The sequence below is a fragment of the Buttiauxella gaviniae ATCC 51604 genome (assembly GCF_001654835.1).
Classification (GTDB): Bacteria; Pseudomonadota; Gammaproteobacteria; order Enterobacterales; family Enterobacteriaceae; genus Buttiauxella; species Buttiauxella gaviniae.
The window spans coordinates 188,342-207,502 of the sequence record NZ_LXEP01000031.1; the positions used below are offsets into that span (position 1 = coordinate 188,342).

Genomic DNA, 19,161 nt, shown 5'->3' on the forward strand with positions numbered 1-19,161 from the left:
GAATTAATCTTCCAGTTTCGGTTGTGGCGAGTCGTCCGGAATTCTGACATGAACCTGAATAACACGGCGGCTATCTGCCATCGCGACTTTGAACTGATAACCATCAATTTCGATGGTTTCGCCACGGGCAGGCAAGTGGCCAAAGGCCTGCATTACCAATCCACCAATGGTATCCACTTCGTCATCGTTGAAATGGGTGGCAAAGGTGTCGTTAAAATCTTCGATTGAGGCCAGAGCGCGAACCGTCCAGGTGTGACGGCTTAACTGGCGGAAATCACCATCTTCTTCATCGTCATACTCATCTTCAATTTCCCCAACAATCAGTTCGAGAATATCTTCGATGGTGACAAGTCCGGATACACCGCCAAACTCATCAATCACTATCGCCATGTGGTAGCGCTGCTGACGAAACTCTTTGAGCATTCGGTCAACACGCTTACTTTCCGGCACAACAACTGCCTGACGTAACACTTTTTCCATGCTAAATGGCTCAGTATCGCTGCGCATAAACGGCAGCAGATCTTTAGCCATCAGAATCCCTTCGATATGATCTTTGTCTTCACTGATCACCGGGAAGCGGGAGTGTGCCGATTCGATGATCACATCGAGGCATTCGTCCAGCGTCTGGTTGTGTTTGAGCGTTACCATTTGAGAGCGAGGGATCATGATGTCGCGGACGCGTTGGTCGGCGATATCCATCACGCCTTCAAGCATGTCGCGGGTATCTTGATCGATCAGATCATTTTGCTCAGAATCACGGATGAGTGTCAGCAGATCGTCACGGTTTTTAGGCTCACCGTGGAATAGCTGGTTGAGAATCAGGGAAAAGAATCCCTTCTTACTGGCAGGTGTGTCACTGTTTTGGGAATTGTCGTCGCTCATGGCGTTAGGTTTGTGGCCCCTCGGTTAATTAATAGATAGCAGGCAGTTAATGGCTCGCTGCCTGCACCTGATGCGTTACGGTAATCATTTACCGTAGCGACTATTCTTTCTCGGCAATGTACGGATCAGCATACCCAAGAGCAAGCATTATCTCTGTTTCCAGGGATTCCATCTCTTCGGCTTCTTCATCTTCAATATGATCATAACCAAGCAGATGCAAACTGCCGTGGATGACCATATGTGCCCAGTGCGCATCCAGTGGTTTTTGCTGCTCTTTTGCTTCTTGTTCCACAACCTGACGGCAAATAATCAGGTCGCCCAATAGTGGCAGTTCAATACCTGGAGGGGCTTCAAACGGGAACGAAAGCACATTTGTGGATTTATCTTTCCCACGGTAAGTGAGGTTCAAATCGTGACTTTCTGCATCATCCACCAGGCGAATCGTGACTTCTGACTCTTCCTGAAATTGTGGGATGACCGCATCAAGCCATGCCTGAAATTGTTCTTCCGTCGGCAGGCCGTTTGCATCTTCACACGCGACCTGTAAATCCAGTATAACCTGACTCATTTACTCTCCTGAGCGGCGGCATTAATAGCCATCGCTTCTCGCTTGCGCTCTGCTGCGAGTTCATCTTTACGAACCTGTTCCGCGTTTTCCCACGCTTCATAGGCATTCACAATACGTGCCACAACCGGGTGGCGGACAACGTCTTCACTATTAAGGAAGTTAAAGCTGATTTCATCGACTTCGGCCAGTACGTCGATTGCATGACGTAAGCCCGATTTCAGATTTTTTGGCAGGTCAATTTGCGTGACATCGCCGGTAATCACGGCTTTTGAGTTAAAGCCTATGCGCGTCAGGAACATTTTCATCTGTTCGATGGTGGTGTTCTGGCTTTCATCCAGAATGATGAATGCATCGTTTAACGTGCGGCCACGCATATAGGCGAGTGGCGCGACTTCAATAACGTTGCGCTCTATCAGCTTCTCAACACGCTCAAAGCCGAGCATTTCAAACAGCGCGTCGTACAACGGGCGCAGGTAAGGGTCCACTTTCTGGCTTAAATCGCCTGGCAAGAAGCCGAGCTTTTCACCCGCTTCGACGGCCGGACGGGTCAGCAGAATGCGGCGGATATCCTGGCGTTCCAGTGCATCGACTGCTGCTGCAACCGCAAGATAAGTTTTACCGGTCCCTGCTGGGCCGACACCAAAGGTGATGTCGTGGTCGAGAATATTGGCGATGTACTGCGCCTGGTTTGGTGTACGTGGTTTGATGACGCCACGTTTGGTCTTGATGTTGACCGCTTTGCCGTACTCTGGAACGCTTTCGGCAGACTGTTCCAGCACGCGAATTTCTTTAATGGCGAGGTGGATTTGTTCCGGTGTTATATCCTGAATTTCACCACGCATCGGCGCAGTATCGACATACAGGTTACGCAGAATATCTGCGGCAGCATTGACCAGAATCGGGCGGCCCGTGAGCTTGAAGTGATAGTCACGACGATTGATTTCGATCCCCAGCCGACGTTCAAGCTGCTTGATGTTGTCATCAAATGGGCCACACAGGCTTAGCAGACGCGCATTGTCTGCGGGTTCTAGCGTAATTTCACGTGTTTCGATATTCAAACTTATCCTCGCAGGGCCAGTAGAATGTATTGCTGCATTAATGCAGGCCATAAAAATGATTATTTACGGCGTGGGCGGATGGCGCAAGCCTGCTTTTTGATATTTGGGTGGATGCTTCCGAATGCAAGTGCAACAAATGAAAATGCCCATCGCCCTTCATAATGCAGGGTTGTTGGCTGCTCTCATTCACCCGAATCACTTACTTGAGTAAGCTCATTGGGATTCATTCGATTGCCGCCTACCTGCATATTGAAGTAGCTCGGGCATTTAGGGGGGGCTAAGGCTGATAGAACCCTACGCCTATCTCATTCTCTTTACGTGTGCGAGCAATTACTGACTCCGGAGACTCGGCAATACGCAGCCCCATCTCATCTTCGGTACGAACGACTTTACCGCGCAGTGAGTTGTTAGTGGCCACTTCAGTAATTTCGACATCGACAAATTTACCGACCATGTCCGGGGTGCCCGCAAAGTTGACGCCACGATTGTGTTCGGAACGTCCGGTCAGCTCCATAATGTTTCTGCGTGAGGTGCCTTCGACAAGGACACGCTGCGTGGTGCCAACCATCTTACGGCTAAATTCCATGGCCTGCTGGTTGATACGCTCTTGCAAAATATAGAGGCGCTGCAATTTCTCTTTTTCTGGCACGTCATCCACCATATCGGCGGCGGGTGTGCCCGGGCGGGAAGAGAAGACGAAGCTGTAGCTCACGTCAAAATTCACATCGCCAATGACCTTCATGGTTTGCTCGAAGTCCTGCTGGGTTTCACCAGGGAAGCCAACAATGAAATCAGAACTAATTTGAATGTCAGGACGTACGGCGCGCAGTTTGCGAATAATGGATTTGTATTCCAGCGCGGTATGGGTACGGCCCATCAGGTTGAGCACACGGTCTGAGCCACATTGAATCGGCAGGTGCAGGAAACTCACCAGCTCAGGTGTGTCGCGATAAACCTCGATGATATCGTCGGTGAATTCAATCGGGTGGCTGGTGGTGAAACGAATACGGTCAATACCGTCAATTGCAGCCACCAGGCGCAGCAGTTCAGCGAATGAACAGATACCGCCATCGAAAGTCGGCCCGCGGTAAGCATTCACGTTCTGGCCGAGCAGATTCACTTCACGCACGCCTTGCGCTGCGAGCTGTGCGATTTCAAACAGCACATCATCACACGGGCGGTTCACTTCCTCACCGCGGGTATAAGGCACCACGCAGTAAGTACAATACTTGTTACAGCCTTCCATAATAGAAACGAAAGCTGTCGGGCCATCGGCTTTTGGCTCTGGCAGACGGTCAAACTTTTCGATTTCCGGGAAGCTGACGTCAACGATTGGGCTACGGTTGCCACTCACTTTGTTGATCATTTCAGGCAGGCGATGCAGCGTTTGCGGCCCGAAAACAATATCAACATAGTGTGCACGGCTACGAATCAGCTTACCTTCCTGTGAAGCAACGCAGCCGCCAACGCCAATAATGATATTGGGATTTTTACGCTTTAAGAGTTTCCAGCGGCCAAGCAGATGGAACACTTTTTCCTGGGCTTTTTCACGGATCGAGCAGGTATTGAGTAGCAATACGTCCGCTTCTTTTGGGTTGTCCGTAAGCGTATAGCCATGTGTGCTATTCAGCAGATCGGCCATCTTCGATGAATCGTATTCGTTCATCTGACAGCCCCAGGTTTTGATATGGAGTTTTTTTGTCATCGACTTGCCATTGCTCAGTTAAAGCCAGGAATTCAGGCGGCGTATTGTAATGCTTTGGCCTTGATGTGACCAGCCTACGAAACTGGCGTAAAAATCCGGTAGAATCAACATAGACAATTTAAGGACAAAATCATCATGTTGAATGAGTCAATTGATGTTGCGGTAGTGGGCGGGGGGATGGTCGGTGCGGCTGCAGCCCTTGGCCTCGCGCAAAATGGTTTTCAGGTCGCGGTGATTGAGCATCAGGCTCCGGCAGCTTTTGATGCCGCAAGCCCACCTGATGTACGCATCTCGGCCATCAGCAGCGCCTCAGTTGCGTTGCTGAAATCCCTTGGTGTGTGGGGTACCATTCGGGCAATGCGTAGCCATGCGTATCGCCAGCTCGAAACCTGGGAGTGGGAAAGTGCGCACGTTAGCTTTAATGCGCAGGAGCTTGGGCTACCAGAACTCGGTTATATGGTGGAAAACCAGGTTTTACAACTCGCGCTATGGCAGGCGTTAGAAGCCCATCCAAATGTCAGATTGCTGTGTCCCGCGCGCATTGACAGCATGCACCAGCAGGCAGGGCGTTGGACGCTCCATTTTGCCGATGAGCAGACCTTAACGGTGCCGATGGTGATTGGTGCGGATGGAGCAAATTCGCAGGTACGACGTTGGGCAGGAATTGGTATTCATGCCTGGCAGTATCGTCAATCGTGCATGCTAATTACGGTTAAGTGCGAACAAACGCCGGGCGACAGCACCTGGCAGCATTTCACCCCGGCAGGGCCGCACGCGTTTTTACCCCTCTTTGATAACTGGGCTTCGCTGGTGTGGTACGACTCTCCGGCCCGTATTCGCCAGTTGCAGAATATGACCATGCCGCAGCTGCAAAAGGCGATTGAAGCGAATTTCCCGGAACGATTAGGTCAGGTAACACCTGTCGCCAGCGGTGCATTCCCACTGACTCGCCGCCATGCGTTGCAATACACCCAACAAGGGCTGGCACTGATCGGCGATGCGGCACATACCATCCACCCGTTAGCCGGGCAGGGCGTGAATCTTGGCTATCGTGATGTGGATGCGTTGCTGGATGTCATGCTTAAAGCACGTAGCTACGGTGAAAACTGGGCAGATGCACGTATTTTGAAGCGCTACCAGACACGCAGGCAGGCGGATAATTTCCTGATGCAAAGCGGTATGGATCTGTTCTACGCAGGTTTTAGCAATACTTTAGGGCCGTTACGCGTGATCCGAAACTTAGGGCTGATGGCGGCAGAACGCGGCGGCGTGCTAAAACGGCAGGCGCTGAAGTATGCGTTAGGGTTATAAGTCGATAGTCTTTTGTGGGTCGGATTAGCGTTAGCGACATCCGACTTATATTCTGACGAGATTATCCAAATGCAGAAAAGCAAAAAGCTCGCCGAAGCGAGCTTTTCATTTTTGGCTGGGGTACGAGGATTCGAACCTCGGAATGCTGGTATCAGAAACCAGAGCCTTACCGCTTGGCGATACCCCAAAAATATGGTGGCTACTACGGGAATCGAACCTGTGACCCCATCATTATGAGTGATGTGCTCTAACCAGCTGAGCTAAGTAGCCTAATTTTAAAACTTTATTCTTTGACTGGCTGGGGTACCTGGATTCGAACCAGGGAATGCCGGTATCAAAAACCGGTGCCTTACCGCTTGGCGATACCCCAACTATGGGCGCACAAAACTAATGTGCTATGTCAAAAAATTGGCTGGGGTACCTGGATTCGAACCAGGGAATGCCGGTATCAAAAACCGGTGCCTTACCGCTTGGCGATACCCCAACTATGCAACGCTTTAAAATGGTGCGGGAGGCGAGACTTGAACTCGCACACCTTGCGGCGCCAGAACCTAAATCTGGTGCGTCTACCAATTTCGCCACTCCCGCGCTAAAAAAAGAATAATGGTGGCTACTACGGGAATCGAACCTGTGACCCCATCATTATGAGTGATGTGCTCTAACCAGCTGAGCTAAGTAGCCTTCTTTTTTCTGCGTAACCTTATCGGCGTTGCGGGGCGCATTATGCGTAGTTGGCCTTCTAGCGTCAACAATTTTTTCCCGAAAATTGGCGTAAATTGTCTGTTTGATTAGCTTACGAACAGCTTGATGCAATATTCGTCAAAAATCGGTTATTTCGTGGTTTTATGTGAGGGAAAAGCCCAGATAAGAGGTGAGGTATATTGCAGAAACAAAAACGGGCCCGTAGGCCCGTGTGTTTCATTTTGCTCAATTATTTGTAAGCGGACTGGTGAACGCCTACTGCACGGCCTGATGGATCATTCATTGTTTTGAATGCTTCATCCCATTCGATGGCCTTAGCTGAAGAACAGGCAACAGACGGGCCGCCTGGAACGCACTGCGCAGCGCTTGGCAGTGGGAATAACTCTTCAAAGATTTCACGATACAAATAAGCTTCTTTAGAGCCTGGTGTATTGTACGGGAAGCGATAGCTTGCGGTTTCCAACTGTTGGTCGGTGACCTGGCCCGCCGCAACTTCTTTCAGCGTGTCTATCCAGCTGTAACCTACCCCATCAGAGAATTGCTCTTTCTGACGCCATGCAACGCTTGCTGGCAGGTAAGATTCAAAACATTCACGCAGGATATGTTTTTCCATCTTGCCGTTGCCGCACATTTTGTCTTTCGGGTTGATGCGCATCGCTACATCAAGGAATTTCTTGTCCAGGAACGGTACGCGAGCTTCAACGCCCCAGGCTGACATCGCTTTGTTAGCGCGGGCACAGTCAAACATATGCAGAGCTTGCAGCTTGCGAACGGTCTCTTCATGCAGCTCTTTATCGTTTGGCGCTTTATGGAAGTACAGGTAGCCGCCAAACACTTCATCAGAACCTTCACCAGACAGGACCATCTTGATGCCCATTGCTTTGATTTTGCGTGACATCAAATACATTGGGGTAGAGGCACGAATGGTTGTCACATCGTAAGTTTCAATGTGATAGATAACATCGCGAATCGCATCCAGGCCTTCTTGCACGGTGAAATGAATTTCGTGGTGCACAGTACCTAAGTGGTTTGCCACTTCTTGCGCTGCTATCAGGTCAGGAGAACCGACCAGGCCAACCGCAAAGGAGTGCAGTTGTGGCCACCAGGCTTCTGAACGCTCTTCATCTTCTACGCGTCGTGCAGCAAATTTCTTAGTAATTGCTGAAATAACAGATGAATCCAGACCACCGGACAGCAACACGCCGTATGGTACGTCAGACATCAGGTGGCTTTTTACGGAATCTTCCAGCGCCTGACGCAATTCGTCTTTGTCAGTCACGTTATCTTTTACTGCATCATATTCGAACCAGTCACGCTGGTAGTAACTGCGGATTTCACCGTCTTTACTCCACAGATAACTGCCTGCCGGGAACTCTTTAATAGTGCGGCAAACAGGAACCAGCGCTTTCATTTCGGAAGCAACGTACATGTTGCCGTGTTCGTCATAACCCATATACAAAGGGATGATACCGATATGGTCACGGCCAATCAGGTAGGCGTCTTGTTTTTCGTCATACAGAATGAAGGCAAACATACCTTGCAGATCGTCAAGGAATTCAGGGCCTTTTTCCTGGTAAAGCGCGAGGATAACTTCACAGTCAGAGCCTGTCTGGAATTCGTAACGGTCGCCATATTCTGCACGCAGAGCCTGATGGTTGTAGATTTCGCCGTTCACAGCCAGAGCGTGAGTTTTTTCTTTGTTGTATAACGGCTGGGCGCCAGCGTTAACGTCAACAATGGAGAGACGTTCATGGGAAAGAATGGCTTTATCGTTAGCGTAAACACCAGACCAGTCTGGGCCGCGATGGCGCATCAGGCGAGATAACTCGAGTGCTTTCTTACGCAATTCGACCGCATCGGTCTTGATATCCAGAACACCAAAAATTGAACACATAGAACTCTCTCCGTAATGCTTCTTTGAGCCATTAAATAGTTATGCTGCATCGCATGACTATGAAAATGCGCAATCATTGATGTGAAAGCAAGTCCTTTAGCCCTGGAGGGATAAATAGTTCAATGGTGATTATTGATTACTGAAAAATGATGAGAAAATGAGCGGAATAATTAGCGGATCAGCAATTATTGGTGAAATCGCCAGGCTGGCATTCAGTGAAAGATAAAATGATTGTTGAATCGATAAAACGCCCGGCAAAAACCGGGCGAATCAAGAATTAGATAATATCGACTTCAGCGACTGACGGGTAAATCCAGGAAGGGCGGAACGGCATAGCATCAATGTCGTTTAGCGTCGAAACACCCGACAGTACCAGAATGGTTTCTAAACCAGCCTGGAAGCCTGCGAGGATATCAGTACGCAAGTTATCGCCAACAATAACGGTATGCTCTGAATGCGCCTGCATCTTGTTAAGTGCTGCGCGGATAATCCACGGGCTTGGTTTTCCAACACAGAATGGTTTGCGGCCAGAAATTTTCTCGATACCCGCGCAAAGCGCACCACAGGCTGGATAGTAACCACGGCCATGTGTATCTGGGTTAGTCGCAATAAAGCGCGCACCGTTTGCTACGAAGTAGGCGGCCTTATGCATCATTTCCCAGTTATAAGAACGGGTTTCACCGACAATTACAAAGTCAGGGTTGATATCGGTGATAGTAAAGCCTGCTTTATAAAGCTCATGAATCAATGCGCCTTCACCAACAACGTACGCTTTTTTTCCTTCCTGACGGCGCAGGAAATCCGCGGTTGCCATTGCGGAGGTATAAAAGACGCTGTCCGGCACATCAATACCCGCGGATGCAAAACGGTTCGCGAGATCCTGACCTGTCTGCGACGGGTAGTTAGTCAGCAGAACCAGCGGCATACCCTTTTCCATGATGCGGGCTAAGAATTCATTAGCACCCGGTACGGCGACGTTATCGTGCATCAGCACGCCGTCAATATCACAAATTACATTCTGAATGGTCATTAACAGCTCATGCTCACATTTCTGGAGGGCGTAAAGAAGGCGTAACTATAGCGTAAAAAAGCGTGTGACTGGATTAACTTTCCAGCAAACGTTGAAGCAGAACGCCATTCAGCATCGAACGTTTTACCAAAGCAAAGGCACCAATGGCTGAACGGTCATCGAGTTTTGAGCACACGACGGGTAGGTTCTTACGGAATGCTTTCAATACCTGAGTATTGATGCAGGCTTCGATAGCGGGAAGAAGCACTTTTTCGGCTTCGATGATTTCCCCAGCAATGACTACTTTTTGCGGATTAAACAGGTTAATCGCGATGGAAATAGCTTTGCCTAAGTGGCGACCAACATGTTCAATCACTTCGCAGGCCAAGGAATCGCCCTTGTTCGCAGCTTTACAAATCGCGGTAATATCGCAGTCTTCAAGTGTCAGGCGGCTGTTATAACCTTGCTCAAGTAAATGGCGCACACGGTGTTCAATAGCAGCATTGGCGGCGATAGTTTCCAGGCAGCCAAAGTTCCCGCAGTGGCAGCGCTCGCCTAATGGGTCAACCTGAATATGGCCAATTTCACCAACGTTGCCGTTGCGGCCAATAAAAATACGTCCATTAGACAAAATCCCCGCACCTGTACCACGGTGGACTCGCACCAAAATGGAGTCATCGCAATCGTGCGTTGCACCAAAGTAGTGCTCGGCAAGAGCCAGGCTACGGATATCGTGACCCACATAACAGGTCACTTTGAACTGTTTTTCCAGGCTATCGACTAACGACCAGTTATTCACCTGGATATGCGGCATGTAACGAATCACACCGCTTTCAGGATCGACCAGGCCTGGCAGGATTACGGAAATCGCAATCAGCTCACGCATTTTACGTGTGTTTTGTTCGATAAATTGGGCAATAGCGTTTAGCAGTGCATGCTCGAGCGTTTCCTGAGTTCGTTCAGGAAGAGAATAATGCTCTTCGGCAATCGGTTTAGCGCTAAGGTCAAATAGCGTGATGGTTGCATCGTGGCGGCCAAGACGTACGCCAATAGCATGGAAATTGCGGGTTTCTGTGATAATTGAGATAGCGCGGCGGCCCCCGGTGGAAGCCTGTTGATCAACTTCTTTGATCAGTCCGCGCTCAATTAACTGGCGAGTAATTTTCGTGACGCTGGCAGGTGCTAGCTGGCTCTGTTCGGCAATCTGAATGCGAGAGATTGGCCCATGTTGGTCAATCAGGCGATATACCGCCGCGCTATTCAGTTGTTTTACCAGATCGACATTACCAATTTGAGCCTGTCCGCCAGTCGTCATGCCTTAATTACTCAGTTACGACCTCGTTACCATTAACAAAGGTCTTGGTGATTTTAAAATCGCGGGTAAAGGTCGTCAGGTTGGCGACTTTCCCTGCTTCAATAGTACCTAATTGCTGCTCTACACCCATTGCACGGGCAGGGTAGAGGGTAGCCATACGTAAGACTTCGTCTAATGCGATGCCCGCATGCTCAACTAGGTTACACACCCCTTCAATCATCGTCAGGGCTGAACCGCTCAGCGTACCGTTCTCATCTACGCATAAACCATCACGGTAGTATATTGTTTTTCCTGCGAAAATGAACTCATCGATATTTGCGCCTGCCGGAGCAGTTGCATCAGTCACCAGGCACAGCTTATCGCCCTTGACCTTTTTCGCAGTACGAATATTGGCATAGTCCACATGTAAACCATCGGCAATGATACCGCAGTAAACATCTGGCTCATCAAAAATGGCCCCAGCAAGACCCGGTTCGCGGCCAGTAATATACGGCATTGCGTTGAAAAGGTGGGTTGCGAAGGTGATGCCTGCACGGAAGCCGACTTTAGCTTCTTTTACAGTGGCATTGGAATGCCCGGCTGAAACGATAATGCCGGAAGCAACCAGTTTACTAATCACTTCAGGCCCAACCATTTCTGGTGCCAAAGTGACTTTAGTGATCACCTCTGCGTTTTGGCACAGGAAATCAACTAGTTCTGCATCAGGTTTACGCACGAAGCTTGGATTGTGCGTTCCTTTTTTCACCATGTTTAACCATGGGCCTTCAAGATGCAGACCGAGAGCCTGGTGCTGATATTTCGCCAGGTATTCGCGCATCACTTTCACGCCTTGCTTCATCAGCTCATCGCTGCTGGTGATCAGTGTCGGTAAGTAGCTGGTACAGCCAGAACGCTCGTTGGCTTTCTGCATGATTTCCAGCGTTTCAACGGTAACCGCATCTGCGGAATCGTTGAACTGAACGCCACCACAACCATTAAGCTGCACATCAATAAAACCGGGGGCGATGATTGCACCGCCCACATCGCGAGTCTCAATACCCGCAGGGAGATCTGAGCGCGGGCAAACGCGTTCAATCAGGCCGTTCGCGATAATAACCGCGTGATCATCAAGAATTTCATGGCCGGTATAAATCCGACCGTGAGTTAATGCAAACATAGGTACCCCCGGTTATACCCTTCATACTTCAAGTTGCAGGGATGTTGGCTGCAACTCGAATTATTTAGGGTATAAGTTAGTATTTAAAGATCTTTGATGTTTTCTGCTTCTAATTCGTTGAAGTACTTCAGCGTCTTAACTTTGAGTTCCATGGTGGATGGCTCATCACACACGACGACTGCTTTAGGGTGCAGTTGCAGACAGCTAATAGTCCACATGTGATTCACGTTGCCTTCCACTGCTGCTTGCAGAGCTTGCGCTTTCAGATGACCAATTACCAAAATCATCACTTCTTCTGCATCAAGCAGAGTGCCCACGCCCACAGTCAGCGCAAATTTTGGAACCTGAGTAACATCGCCATCAAAGAAACGGGAGTTTGCAACACGGGTGTCATGAGTCAGCGTTTTGATACGAGTACGTGAAGCCAGAGAAGAAGCCGGTTCGTTGAACGCGATGTGACCATCGTTGCCCACGCCACCCATAAACAGGTGAATTTTACCGTATGAACGAATTTTTTCTTCATAACGACGGCACTCTGCGTCAACATCATCAGCATTGCCATTCAGCAGGTTGATATTTTCCGCTGGAATATCAACATGATCAAAGAAATTGCGGTGCATGAACGTATGATAGCTTTCTGGATGCTCTTTTGGCAGACCAACGTACTCATCCATATTAAAGGTGACGACGTTTTTAAAGCTAACCTGGCCCGCTTTGTGCATCTCTACCAGCGCTTTATATGCTTCAAGTGGAGTACCACCGGTTGGCAGGCCGAGCACGAAAGGACGATCTGCTGTCGGATTAAACGCATTGATACGCTTAACGATATGGCGTGCTGCCCATTTGCCAACTTGAGCTGGGGTAGCCAGGGGAATCAGTCTCATCATTCACCTCATAAGTTAATAGAAAGTAGCTTTAGCCAGATTGTTATCCGAACCCTCTAAGGGTAAACCAGTTTAGAACCAGTTATTACGGGATCAATCCGTCTTGATTTTTCGGATGATAAAATAAGTTTTAGTCGATAGCTAGCCAAAGGGGAGTGGAATAACAATATTTGGTGATTTTAATCACAAAAAAAGGGTGTTTAATTTGCGATACGAATTAATTTTTCACACACTCTGAAAGTTGGCGAATCTTCGTCATGCTTTCAAGGTTTGTTACACAATAATAAAACTGCTTTGAACGAGCCTTAACGGGGTCTCATAGGGGGAATTAACGTGAGTATTCTAGGTTATATGCAAAAGGTTGGCCGTGCGCTGATGGTGCCGGTAGCCACGCTACCAGCCGCAGCCATTTTAATGGGTGTTGGTTACTGGATTGACCCGGTTAGCTGGGGTGGTGATAGCGCATTAGCTGCGTTGTTCATCAAATCTGGTGCTGCAATCATTGACCACATGGGAGTGCTGTTTGCCATTGGTGTGGCTTACGGTATGTCCAAAGATAAAGATGGTGCTGCTGCACTAACCGGTTTTGTCGGTTTCCTGGTTTTGACGACTCTCTGTTCGCCAGCCGCTGTTTCCATGATCAAACACATTCCGTTGGATCAGGTTCCATTGGCGTTCACTAAAATTGAAAACCAATTTGTGGGCATCATGGTGGGGATCATCTCCGCAGAGTTGTACAACCGTTTCAGCAGCGTCGAGTTGCCGAAAGCGTTGTCCTTCTTCAGCGGTCGTCGCCTGGTTCCAATTCTTACCTCATTTGTGATGATTGCTGTTGCCTTCATCATGATGTTTATCTGGCCAATCGTTTTCAGCGGCCTGGTGAACTTTGGTGAGCACATCCAGAAAATGGGTTCAATTGGCGCAGGTGTTTATGCGTTCTTTAACCGTCTTCTGATTCCAGTTGGCCTGCATCACGCTTTGAACTCCGTGTTCTGGTTTGACGTTGCAGGTATTAACGATATTCCTAAATTCCTTGGCGGTGCTAAATCTATCGCTGAAGGTACTGGTATCGTTGGTATTACTGGTCGCTATCAGGCTGGCTTCTTCCCAATCATGATGTTTGGCCTTCCTGGTGCTGCATTGGCAATTTACCACTGCGCGCGCCCTGAAAATAAAGCCAAAGTATTGGGTATTATGATGGCGGGTGCGTTTGCTGCCTTCTTTACTGGTATCACCGAACCGTTAGAATTCTCCTTCATGTTCGTGGCTCCAGTTCTGTATCTGATTCACGCAGTGCTGACCGGTATCTCTGTATTTATCGCAGCAAGCATGCATTGGATTGCTGGTTTCGGCTTCAGTGCTGGTCTGGTGGATATGGTGCTTTCTACCCGTAACCCACTGGCGACACATTGGTACATGCTGATTCCGCAAGGCATCGTGTTCTTCGTGATTTACTACGTTGTGTTCCGTTTCACTATCCTCAAATTCAATCTGTTGACTCCAGGTCGTGAACTGGCTGTTGCAGGTGATGAAACTGATGGTCAGGACGTGAATGTCAGCGGCAATACCAATCAAGATGTTAATGAGTTGGCTCGTCAGTACATCGCAGCGGTAGGTGGTTCAGCTAACCTTACTGGTATTGATGCATGTATCACTCGTCTGCGTCTGAACGTGAAAGACTCTTCATTGGTTAATGAAGCGTTGGCGAAACGTCTGGGTGCAACCGGTGTTATCCGTCTGAACAAAACCAGCGTGCAAATTATTGTTGGCTTCGTAGCTGAGAAAATCGCCAACTCTATGAAGACTGTAGGTGAAGTTGCTGCTGCTCCTGTGAGTACAGCTGCCGCGGCGCCAGTGGCTGCTGCTAAACCACAAGCAGTTCCAAATGCTGTAACCATCGCTGCTCTGGTTTCACCAGTGACAGGTGATGTGGTTGCGCTGGATCAGGTTCCTGATGAAGCCTTCGCCAGCAAAGCTGTTGGTGATGGTGTTGCTGTTAAGCCAACTGGAAAAACAGTTGTCGCTCCAGCTGCCGGTACTATCGTAAAAATCTTTAATACCAACCATGCGTTCTGCCTGGAAACCGAGAAAGGTGCAGAAATCGTTGTCCATATGGGCATTGATACTGTCGCACTGAACGGCCAGGGCTTTACTCGTTTGGTAGAAGAGGGTGCTGAAGTGGTTGCTGGCCAGCCGATTCTGGAAATGGATCTTGATTTCCTGAATGCTAATGCCCGCTCCATGATTAGCCCAGTAGTTTGTAGCAACATCGACGACTACAGTGGTCTGGTACTCCAGGCACAAGGTTCTGTTGTTGCGGGGCAAACACCTCTGTACGAAATTAAAGGCAAATAATCGCTCCTGAGTTATGTACCCAAAATAATGCGAGTTGCATCGCGGCGGCAAGAGAACGAGTCCCGATGAGCTTAGTGTACTAAGTTGATTACTCGGCCCATCCATGGGCCTCACCCCTTCGGGGCGCTACTCACAGCGTTCAAATTTGCTCCTGGCAGATTTGTCGGGTGAGTGAACGTAGCCAACAAAGATGCAACTTGAAGTATGAAGGGTAAGATTGTGCCTTTAGCGGCTGGAGAGTCTTTTCTCCAGCCGCTTTTTTATGCCCTCCCGTCCGTCCTTCCCGATACCCTTATTTATGCAACTAAAGGTTGTTTCCGACGCTTGCTTATAAGATCATGTGTCGATAACTAAAGTTTTTGCACAGAGGAACCCGCGATGAGTGAGGCAGAAGCCCGCCCAACTAACTTTATTCGCCAGATTATTGATGAAGATTTGGCCAATGGTAAGCACGACAGTATTTGCACCCGTTTTCCGCCAGAGCCAAATGGTTATCTGCATATCGGTCATGCAAAATCCATCTGCCTGAATTTTGGTATCGCGCAAGATTATCAAGGCCAGTGCAACCTGCGTTTCGATGACACCAACCCAGTAAAAGAAGACATCGAATTCGTAGACTCAATTAAGCACGACGTTGAATGGCTTGGTTTTCATTGGTCTGGCAATGTGCGTTATTCTTCAGATTATTTCGATCAGTTGTTCAACTATGCGGTTGAGCTGATCAATAAAGGTCTGGCGTATGTTGACGAACTGACTCCGGAGCAGATTCGTGAATATCGCGGCTCATTGACTTCGCCTGGGAAAAACAGCCCATATCGCGACCGTACGGTTGAAGAGAACCTCGCGCTGTTCGAGAAGATGCGTAACGGTGAGTTCGCTGAAGGGACTGCGTGCCTGCGTGCGAAAATCGATATGGCTTCGCCATTTATCGTGATGCGTGATCCGGTGATTTATCGTATTAAATTTGCCGAACACCACCAGACTGGTAATAAGTGGTGCATCTACCCGATGTACGACTTCACCCACTGCATTTCCGATGCGCTGGAAGGCATTACACACTCGCTGTGTACGCTGGAATTCCAGGACAACCGTCGTTTGTACGACTGGGTGTTGGATAACATCACAATTCCTGCGCATCCGCGTCAGTACGAGTTCTCTCGCCTGAATCTCGAGTACGCCATCATGTCTAAGCGTAAGCTTAACCTGCTGGTGACTGAGAAGGTTGTAGAGGGTTGGGATGACCCACGTATGCCGACCATCTCTGGTTTGCGTCGTCGTGGTTATACCGCCGCTTCTATTCGCGAGTTCTGTAAGCGCATTGGTGTGACCAAGCAAGACAACACCGTTGAAATGGCATCTCTGGAATCTTGTATTCGTGATGACCTGAATGAGAACGCACCACGCGCTATGGCTGTTCTCGACCCGGTTAAAGTTATCATCGAAAACTTCCCTCAGGGTGAAGTTGAAATGGTAACGATGCCTAACCATCCTAACAAACCAGAGATGGGTAGCCGTCAGGTGCCGTTTAGCCGTGAGATCTATATCGATCGTGCTGACTTCCGTGAAGAAGCCAACAAGCAATATAAGCGTCTGGTGTTGGGCAAAGAAGTACGCCTGCGTAATGCATATGTGATTAAAGCCGATAGCGTTGAGAAAGATGATGCAGGGAATATCACCACGCTGCATTGCTCCTACGATCCGGACACATTAAGCAAAGACCCAGCTGATGGTCGTAAAGTTAAAGGTGTGATTCATTGGGTGAGTGCAGAACATGCATTGCCTGTTGAGATTCGCCTTTATGACCGCCTTTTCAGTGTTGCAAACCCAGGGGCTGCAGAAGATTTCCTTGCAACGATTAACCCGGAATCACTGGTTATCAAACAAGGCTTCGTCGAACCAAGTCTGCAAAATGCCGAAAAAGGCAAAGCATATCAGTTCGAGCGCGAAGGTTATTTCTGCCTGGACAGCCGTTATGCAACTGCCGAAAAACTGGTATTTAACCGTACCGTTGGCTTGCGTGATACTTGGGCGAAAATGGGCGAATAGTCCCTTTTTACTAGGTCAATATCTGACAAAAACGCCGCAAATTGCGGCGTTTTTTTTCGCTTTATAATCATTTGCTTAAATATATCTTCACATTCGCGTTGCGAATTAATGTTATTTACACTTCTTCCTCTCTACTTTTTATGGTCAACCTCGGAACATTAAAAATTCTTCTTTTAATTATGTGAGCGCTCTCATATAGAGTTTTGTATTTTATAAATAGCAATTATCAAGATAAAACGCTTGTGTCGTTATTTGTTACAAATGCTCATAAATTATGTGCTCTCTGTCATAATATCGGAATGAACTCTTACAAAGTCATTGATAATTCGCGTCGCGAAAAATAGTCTTAAGGGCAGCAGTAATGCGGGCAAATATTCATAACCGCTTTAGCCGTTAGGCATTTTTACTTTTTTTCGCCATAAGGCGTCTTTTAACGTCCGGCGATTATTGATACGTCAAAGAGGAATAATATATGCGTACGTTTAGTGGCAAACGTAGTGCACTGGCGCTTGCAATTGCAGGTGTCACAGCTCTTTCAGGACTTGTAGTCATCCCTCAGGCAAGCGCAGCAGGCTTTGTTGATGACTCGACTCTGACCGGTGGTGTTTATTACTGGCAGCGTGAGCGTGACCGTAAAGATGTTACGACTGATAAATATGAAACTAACCTTGCGCATTCCACCTGGAACGCCAACCTGGACTTCCAGTCTGGTTTCGCCGCTGACATGTTCGGTCTGGATATTGCGGCCTTTACTGCTATCGAAATGGCAGAAAATGGTAACAGCGGTCACCCGAACGAAATCGCATTCTCCTCTGTAAACAAAGCTTACGACGAAGATTACTCAGGTGATAAGAGCGGTATTAGCCTCTATAAAGCTGCAGCTAAATTCAAATACGGCCCGGTTTGGGCACGTGGCGGTTACATTCAGCCAACCGGGCAAACCTTGCTCGCACCACACTGGAGTTTCATGCCTGGTACTTACCAGGGCGCTGAAGCCGGTGCAAATTTTGACTACGGCGATTCTGGTGCGCTGAGCTTCTCCTACATGTGGACCAACGAGTATAAAGCTCCATGGCACCTGGAAATGGACAAGTTCTATCAGAACGACAAAAACACCAAAGTTGAATATTTACACTCTCTTGGCGCGAAGTATGACTTCAAAAATGATTTCATTCTCGAAGCGGCATTTGGGCAGGCTGAAGGCTACGTTGATCAGTATTTCACCAAAGCAAGCTATAAGTTTGATATCGCGGGCAGCCCGTTAACAACCAGCTACCAGTTCTACGGTACGCGTGACAAAGTTTCTGATGGCAGCGTTAACGATCTGTACGACGGCACTGCATGGTTGCAGGCATTGACTCTCGGATACAGAGTTGGCCAGGTTGATTTGCGTCTTGAAGGAACTATTGTTAAGGCCGATGGCCAGCAAGGTTACTTCCTGCAGCGTATGACCCCAACTTATGCATCTTCAAACGGTCGTCTTGATGTGTGGTGGGATAACCGCTCTGACTTCAACGCCAACGGTGAAAAAGCAGTATTTGCAGGCGCGATGTATGACCTGAGCAATTGGAACCTGGCAGGTTGGGCAGTGGGTGCTTCTTATGTGTACGCATGGGATGCTAAACCAAGCTCTAAACCAACCACTGACGGTTACTACGATGCTGATAATCGTCTGAAAGAATCCGCGTACAGCCTTGATGCGTTGTACACCGTTCAGGATGGTCGTGCGAAAGGCACGCTGTTCAAACTGCACTTCACTCAGTACGACAACCATTCAGACATCCCAAGCTGGGGCGGTGGTTACGGCAACATCTTCCAGGATGAGCGCGACGTGAAATTCATCGTCATCGCACCGTTCACCATCTTCTGATTCGAATCCGGGCGTGAAAACGCCCGGTTTTCTTAAGGATATCAAGCATGAAAAAAAACGTTCTGACTGTGGTGATGGCGTTAGGTTTAAGTGCGTGTGCGCAGCAACAACCAAAAACGGCTCCGGAAGACACAAAACTAAAACATGCGTATAGCGCCTGTATTAACACCGCAGAAGGCAATCCGGATAAAATTCAGGCCTGCCAAAGCGTATTGAATGTGTTGGCTCAGGAGAAGGAACACCAGGAGTTTGCGAAGAAAGAAACGGTTCGTACCCTGGATTACCAGAACTGCATTCAGGCAACACGTACCGGTAATGACCAGGCCGTGAAAGCAAAATGCGATAAAATCTGGCAAGAGATCCGCGCCAACAATAAGTAATCGCTGTATTCAGGCAATAAAAAAAC

Annotated in this window: 14 protein-coding genes and 6 tRNA genes; 5 read left to right on the forward strand and 15 right to left on the reverse strand. The window is 48.6% G+C overall.

Annotated elements, in window-relative coordinates:
• Positions 1-3 precede the first annotated feature (3 nt).
• From corC to miaB, 4 genes are all read right to left on the reverse strand, one after another.
• Positions 4-882, reverse strand: coding sequence for a CNNM family magnesium/cobalt transport protein CorC (corC, locus tag M977_RS16720; RefSeq protein ID WP_034494022.1), 879 nt, complete (start codon positions 880-882; stop codon positions 4-6).
• Positions 883-982: 100 nt separating this feature from the next.
• Positions 983-1,450, reverse strand: a complete 468-nt coding sequence (ybeY, locus tag M977_RS16725) for an rRNA maturation RNase YbeY (protein WP_034456694.1) — start codon at positions 1,448-1,450, stop codon at positions 983-985.
• The gene (locus M977_RS16730) at positions 1,447-2,508 is read right to left on the reverse strand and encodes a PhoH family protein (protein WP_064517059.1); all 1,062 of its coding nucleotides are present in this window, start codon (positions 2,506-2,508) and stop codon (positions 1,447-1,449) included. Before M977_RS16730 ends, ybeY begins: the two co-directional genes overlap by 4 nt.
• 277 nt (positions 2,509-2,785) lie before the next feature.
• On the reverse strand, positions 2,786-4,213 hold the full coding sequence (gene miaB, locus M977_RS16735) for a tRNA (N6-isopentenyl adenosine(37)-C2)-methylthiotransferase MiaB (protein WP_064517061.1): 1,428 nt from the start codon (positions 4,211-4,213) through the stop codon (positions 2,786-2,788).
• Between the two features lie 135 nt (positions 4,214-4,348).
• Between miaB and ubiF the strand changes: the two genes are divergently transcribed.
• Positions 4,349-5,524 (forward strand): 3-demethoxyubiquinol 3-hydroxylase, encoded by a 1,176-nt coding sequence (gene ubiF, locus M977_RS16740; RefSeq protein ID WP_064517063.1) that lies wholly within the window; start codon positions 4,349-4,351, stop codon positions 5,522-5,524.
• Between the two features lie 112 nt (positions 5,525-5,636).
• Here ubiF and M977_RS16745 read toward each other — a convergent pair.
• From M977_RS16745 to nagB, 11 genes are all read right to left on the reverse strand, one after another.
• Positions 5,637-5,711 (reverse strand) — tRNA-Gln (locus tag M977_RS16745).
• 6 nt (positions 5,712-5,717) lie between these two features.
• Positions 5,718-5,794 (reverse strand) — tRNA-Met (locus tag M977_RS16750).
• A 25-nt stretch (positions 5,795-5,819) separates the two neighbouring features.
• Positions 5,820-5,894: transfer RNA gene (locus M977_RS16755), tRNA-Gln, on the reverse strand.
• 39 nt (positions 5,895-5,933) lie between these two features.
• Positions 5,934-6,008, reverse strand: a tRNA-Gln gene (locus M977_RS16760).
• Between the two features lie 19 nt (positions 6,009-6,027).
• Positions 6,028-6,112, reverse strand: a tRNA-Leu gene (locus tag M977_RS16765).
• Positions 6,113-6,128: 16 nt separating this feature from the next.
• Positions 6,129-6,205: transfer RNA gene (locus tag M977_RS16770), tRNA-Met, on the reverse strand.
• A 250-nt stretch (positions 6,206-6,455) separates the two neighbouring features.
• Positions 6,456-8,120, reverse strand: a complete 1,665-nt coding sequence (gene asnB / locus M977_RS16775; protein ID WP_064517065.1) for an asparagine synthase B — start codon at positions 8,118-8,120, stop codon at positions 6,456-6,458.
• 277 nt (positions 8,121-8,397) lie between these two features.
• Positions 8,398-9,150: an HAD-IIA family hydrolase gene (locus M977_RS16780; RefSeq protein ID WP_034456689.1), complete on the reverse strand. Its 753-nt coding sequence runs from the start codon at positions 9,148-9,150 to the stop codon at positions 8,398-8,400.
• A 73-nt stretch (positions 9,151-9,223) separates the two neighbouring features.
• Positions 9,224-10,444, reverse strand: a complete 1,221-nt coding sequence (nagC, locus tag M977_RS16785; protein WP_064517067.1) for a DNA-binding transcriptional regulator NagC — start codon at positions 10,442-10,444, stop codon at positions 9,224-9,226.
• Positions 10,445-10,451: 7 nt separating this feature from the next.
• Positions 10,452-11,600 carry an N-acetylglucosamine-6-phosphate deacetylase gene (gene nagA, locus M977_RS16790; RefSeq protein WP_064517069.1) on the reverse strand — a complete coding sequence of 383 codons (1,149 nt, stop codon included), beginning with the start codon at positions 11,598-11,600 and terminating at the stop codon, positions 10,452-10,454.
• 83 nt (positions 11,601-11,683) lie between these two features.
• Positions 11,684-12,484 (reverse strand): glucosamine-6-phosphate deaminase, encoded by an 801-nt coding sequence (nagB, locus tag M977_RS16795; protein ID WP_064517071.1) that lies wholly within the window; start codon positions 12,482-12,484, stop codon positions 11,684-11,686.
• A gap of 333 nt (positions 12,485-12,817) precedes the next feature.
• Between nagB and nagE the strand changes: the two genes are divergently transcribed.
• From nagE to chiQ, 4 genes are all read left to right on the forward strand, one after another.
• On the forward strand, positions 12,818-14,839 hold the full coding sequence (nagE, locus tag M977_RS16800; protein WP_074392049.1) for an N-acetylglucosamine-specific PTS transporter subunit IIBC: 2,022 nt from the start codon (positions 12,818-12,820) through the stop codon (positions 14,837-14,839).
• A 378-nt stretch (positions 14,840-15,217) separates the two neighbouring features.
• On the forward strand, positions 15,218-16,885 hold the full coding sequence (glnS, locus tag M977_RS16805; protein ID WP_064517073.1) for a glutamine--tRNA ligase: 1,668 nt from the start codon (positions 15,218-15,220) through the stop codon (positions 16,883-16,885).
• Between the two features lie 472 nt (positions 16,886-17,357).
• The gene (gene chiP / locus M977_RS16810; RefSeq protein ID WP_064517075.1) at positions 17,358-18,755 is read left to right on the forward strand and encodes a chitoporin ChiP; all 1,398 of its coding nucleotides are present in this window, start codon (positions 17,358-17,360) and stop codon (positions 18,753-18,755) included.
• 47 nt (positions 18,756-18,802) lie between these two features.
• A complete protein-coding gene (chiQ, locus tag M977_RS16815) occupies positions 18,803-19,135 on the forward strand; it encodes a ChiQ/YbfN family lipoprotein (protein WP_064517077.1) in 333 nt (110 codons plus the stop codon).
• The last annotated feature ends 26 nt before the right edge of the window (positions 19,136-19,161 follow it).

Coding starts and splice junctions, on each gene's coding strand:
- corC (WP_034494022.1), bottom strand. CDS start 882: ATGAGCGACGACAATTCCCAAAACAGTGACACACCTGCCAGTAAGAAG.
- ybeY (WP_034456694.1), bottom strand. CDS start 1,450: ATGAGTCAGGTTATACTGGATTTACAGGTCGCGTGTGAAGATGCAAAC.
- miaB (WP_064517061.1), bottom strand. CDS start 4,213: ATGACAAAAAAACTCCATATCAAAACCTGGGGCTGTCAGATGAACGAA.
- ubiF (WP_064517063.1), top strand. CDS start 4,349: ATGTTGAATGAGTCAATTGATGTTGCGGTAGTGGGCGGGGGGATGGTC.
- asnB (WP_064517065.1), bottom strand. CDS start 8,120: ATGTGTTCAATTTTTGGTGTTCTGGATATCAAGACCGATGCGGTCGAA.
- M977_RS16780 (WP_034456689.1), bottom strand. CDS start 9,150: ATGACCATTCAGAATGTAATTTGTGATATTGACGGCGTGCTGATGCAC.
- nagC (WP_064517067.1), bottom strand. CDS start 10,444: ATGACGACTGGCGGACAGGCTCAAATTGGTAATGTCGATCTGGTAAAA.
- nagA (WP_064517069.1), bottom strand. CDS start 11,600: ATGTTTGCATTAACTCACGGTCGGATTTATACCGGCCATGAAATTCTT.
- nagB (WP_064517071.1), bottom strand. CDS start 12,484: ATGAGACTGATTCCCCTGGCTACCCCAGCTCAAGTTGGCAAATGGGCA.
- glnS (WP_064517073.1), top strand. CDS start 15,218: ATGAGTGAGGCAGAAGCCCGCCCAACTAACTTTATTCGCCAGATTATT.
- chiP (WP_064517075.1), top strand. CDS start 17,358: ATGCGTACGTTTAGTGGCAAACGTAGTGCACTGGCGCTTGCAATTGCA.
- chiQ (WP_064517077.1), top strand. CDS start 18,803: ATGAAAAAAAACGTTCTGACTGTGGTGATGGCGTTAGGTTTAAGTGCG.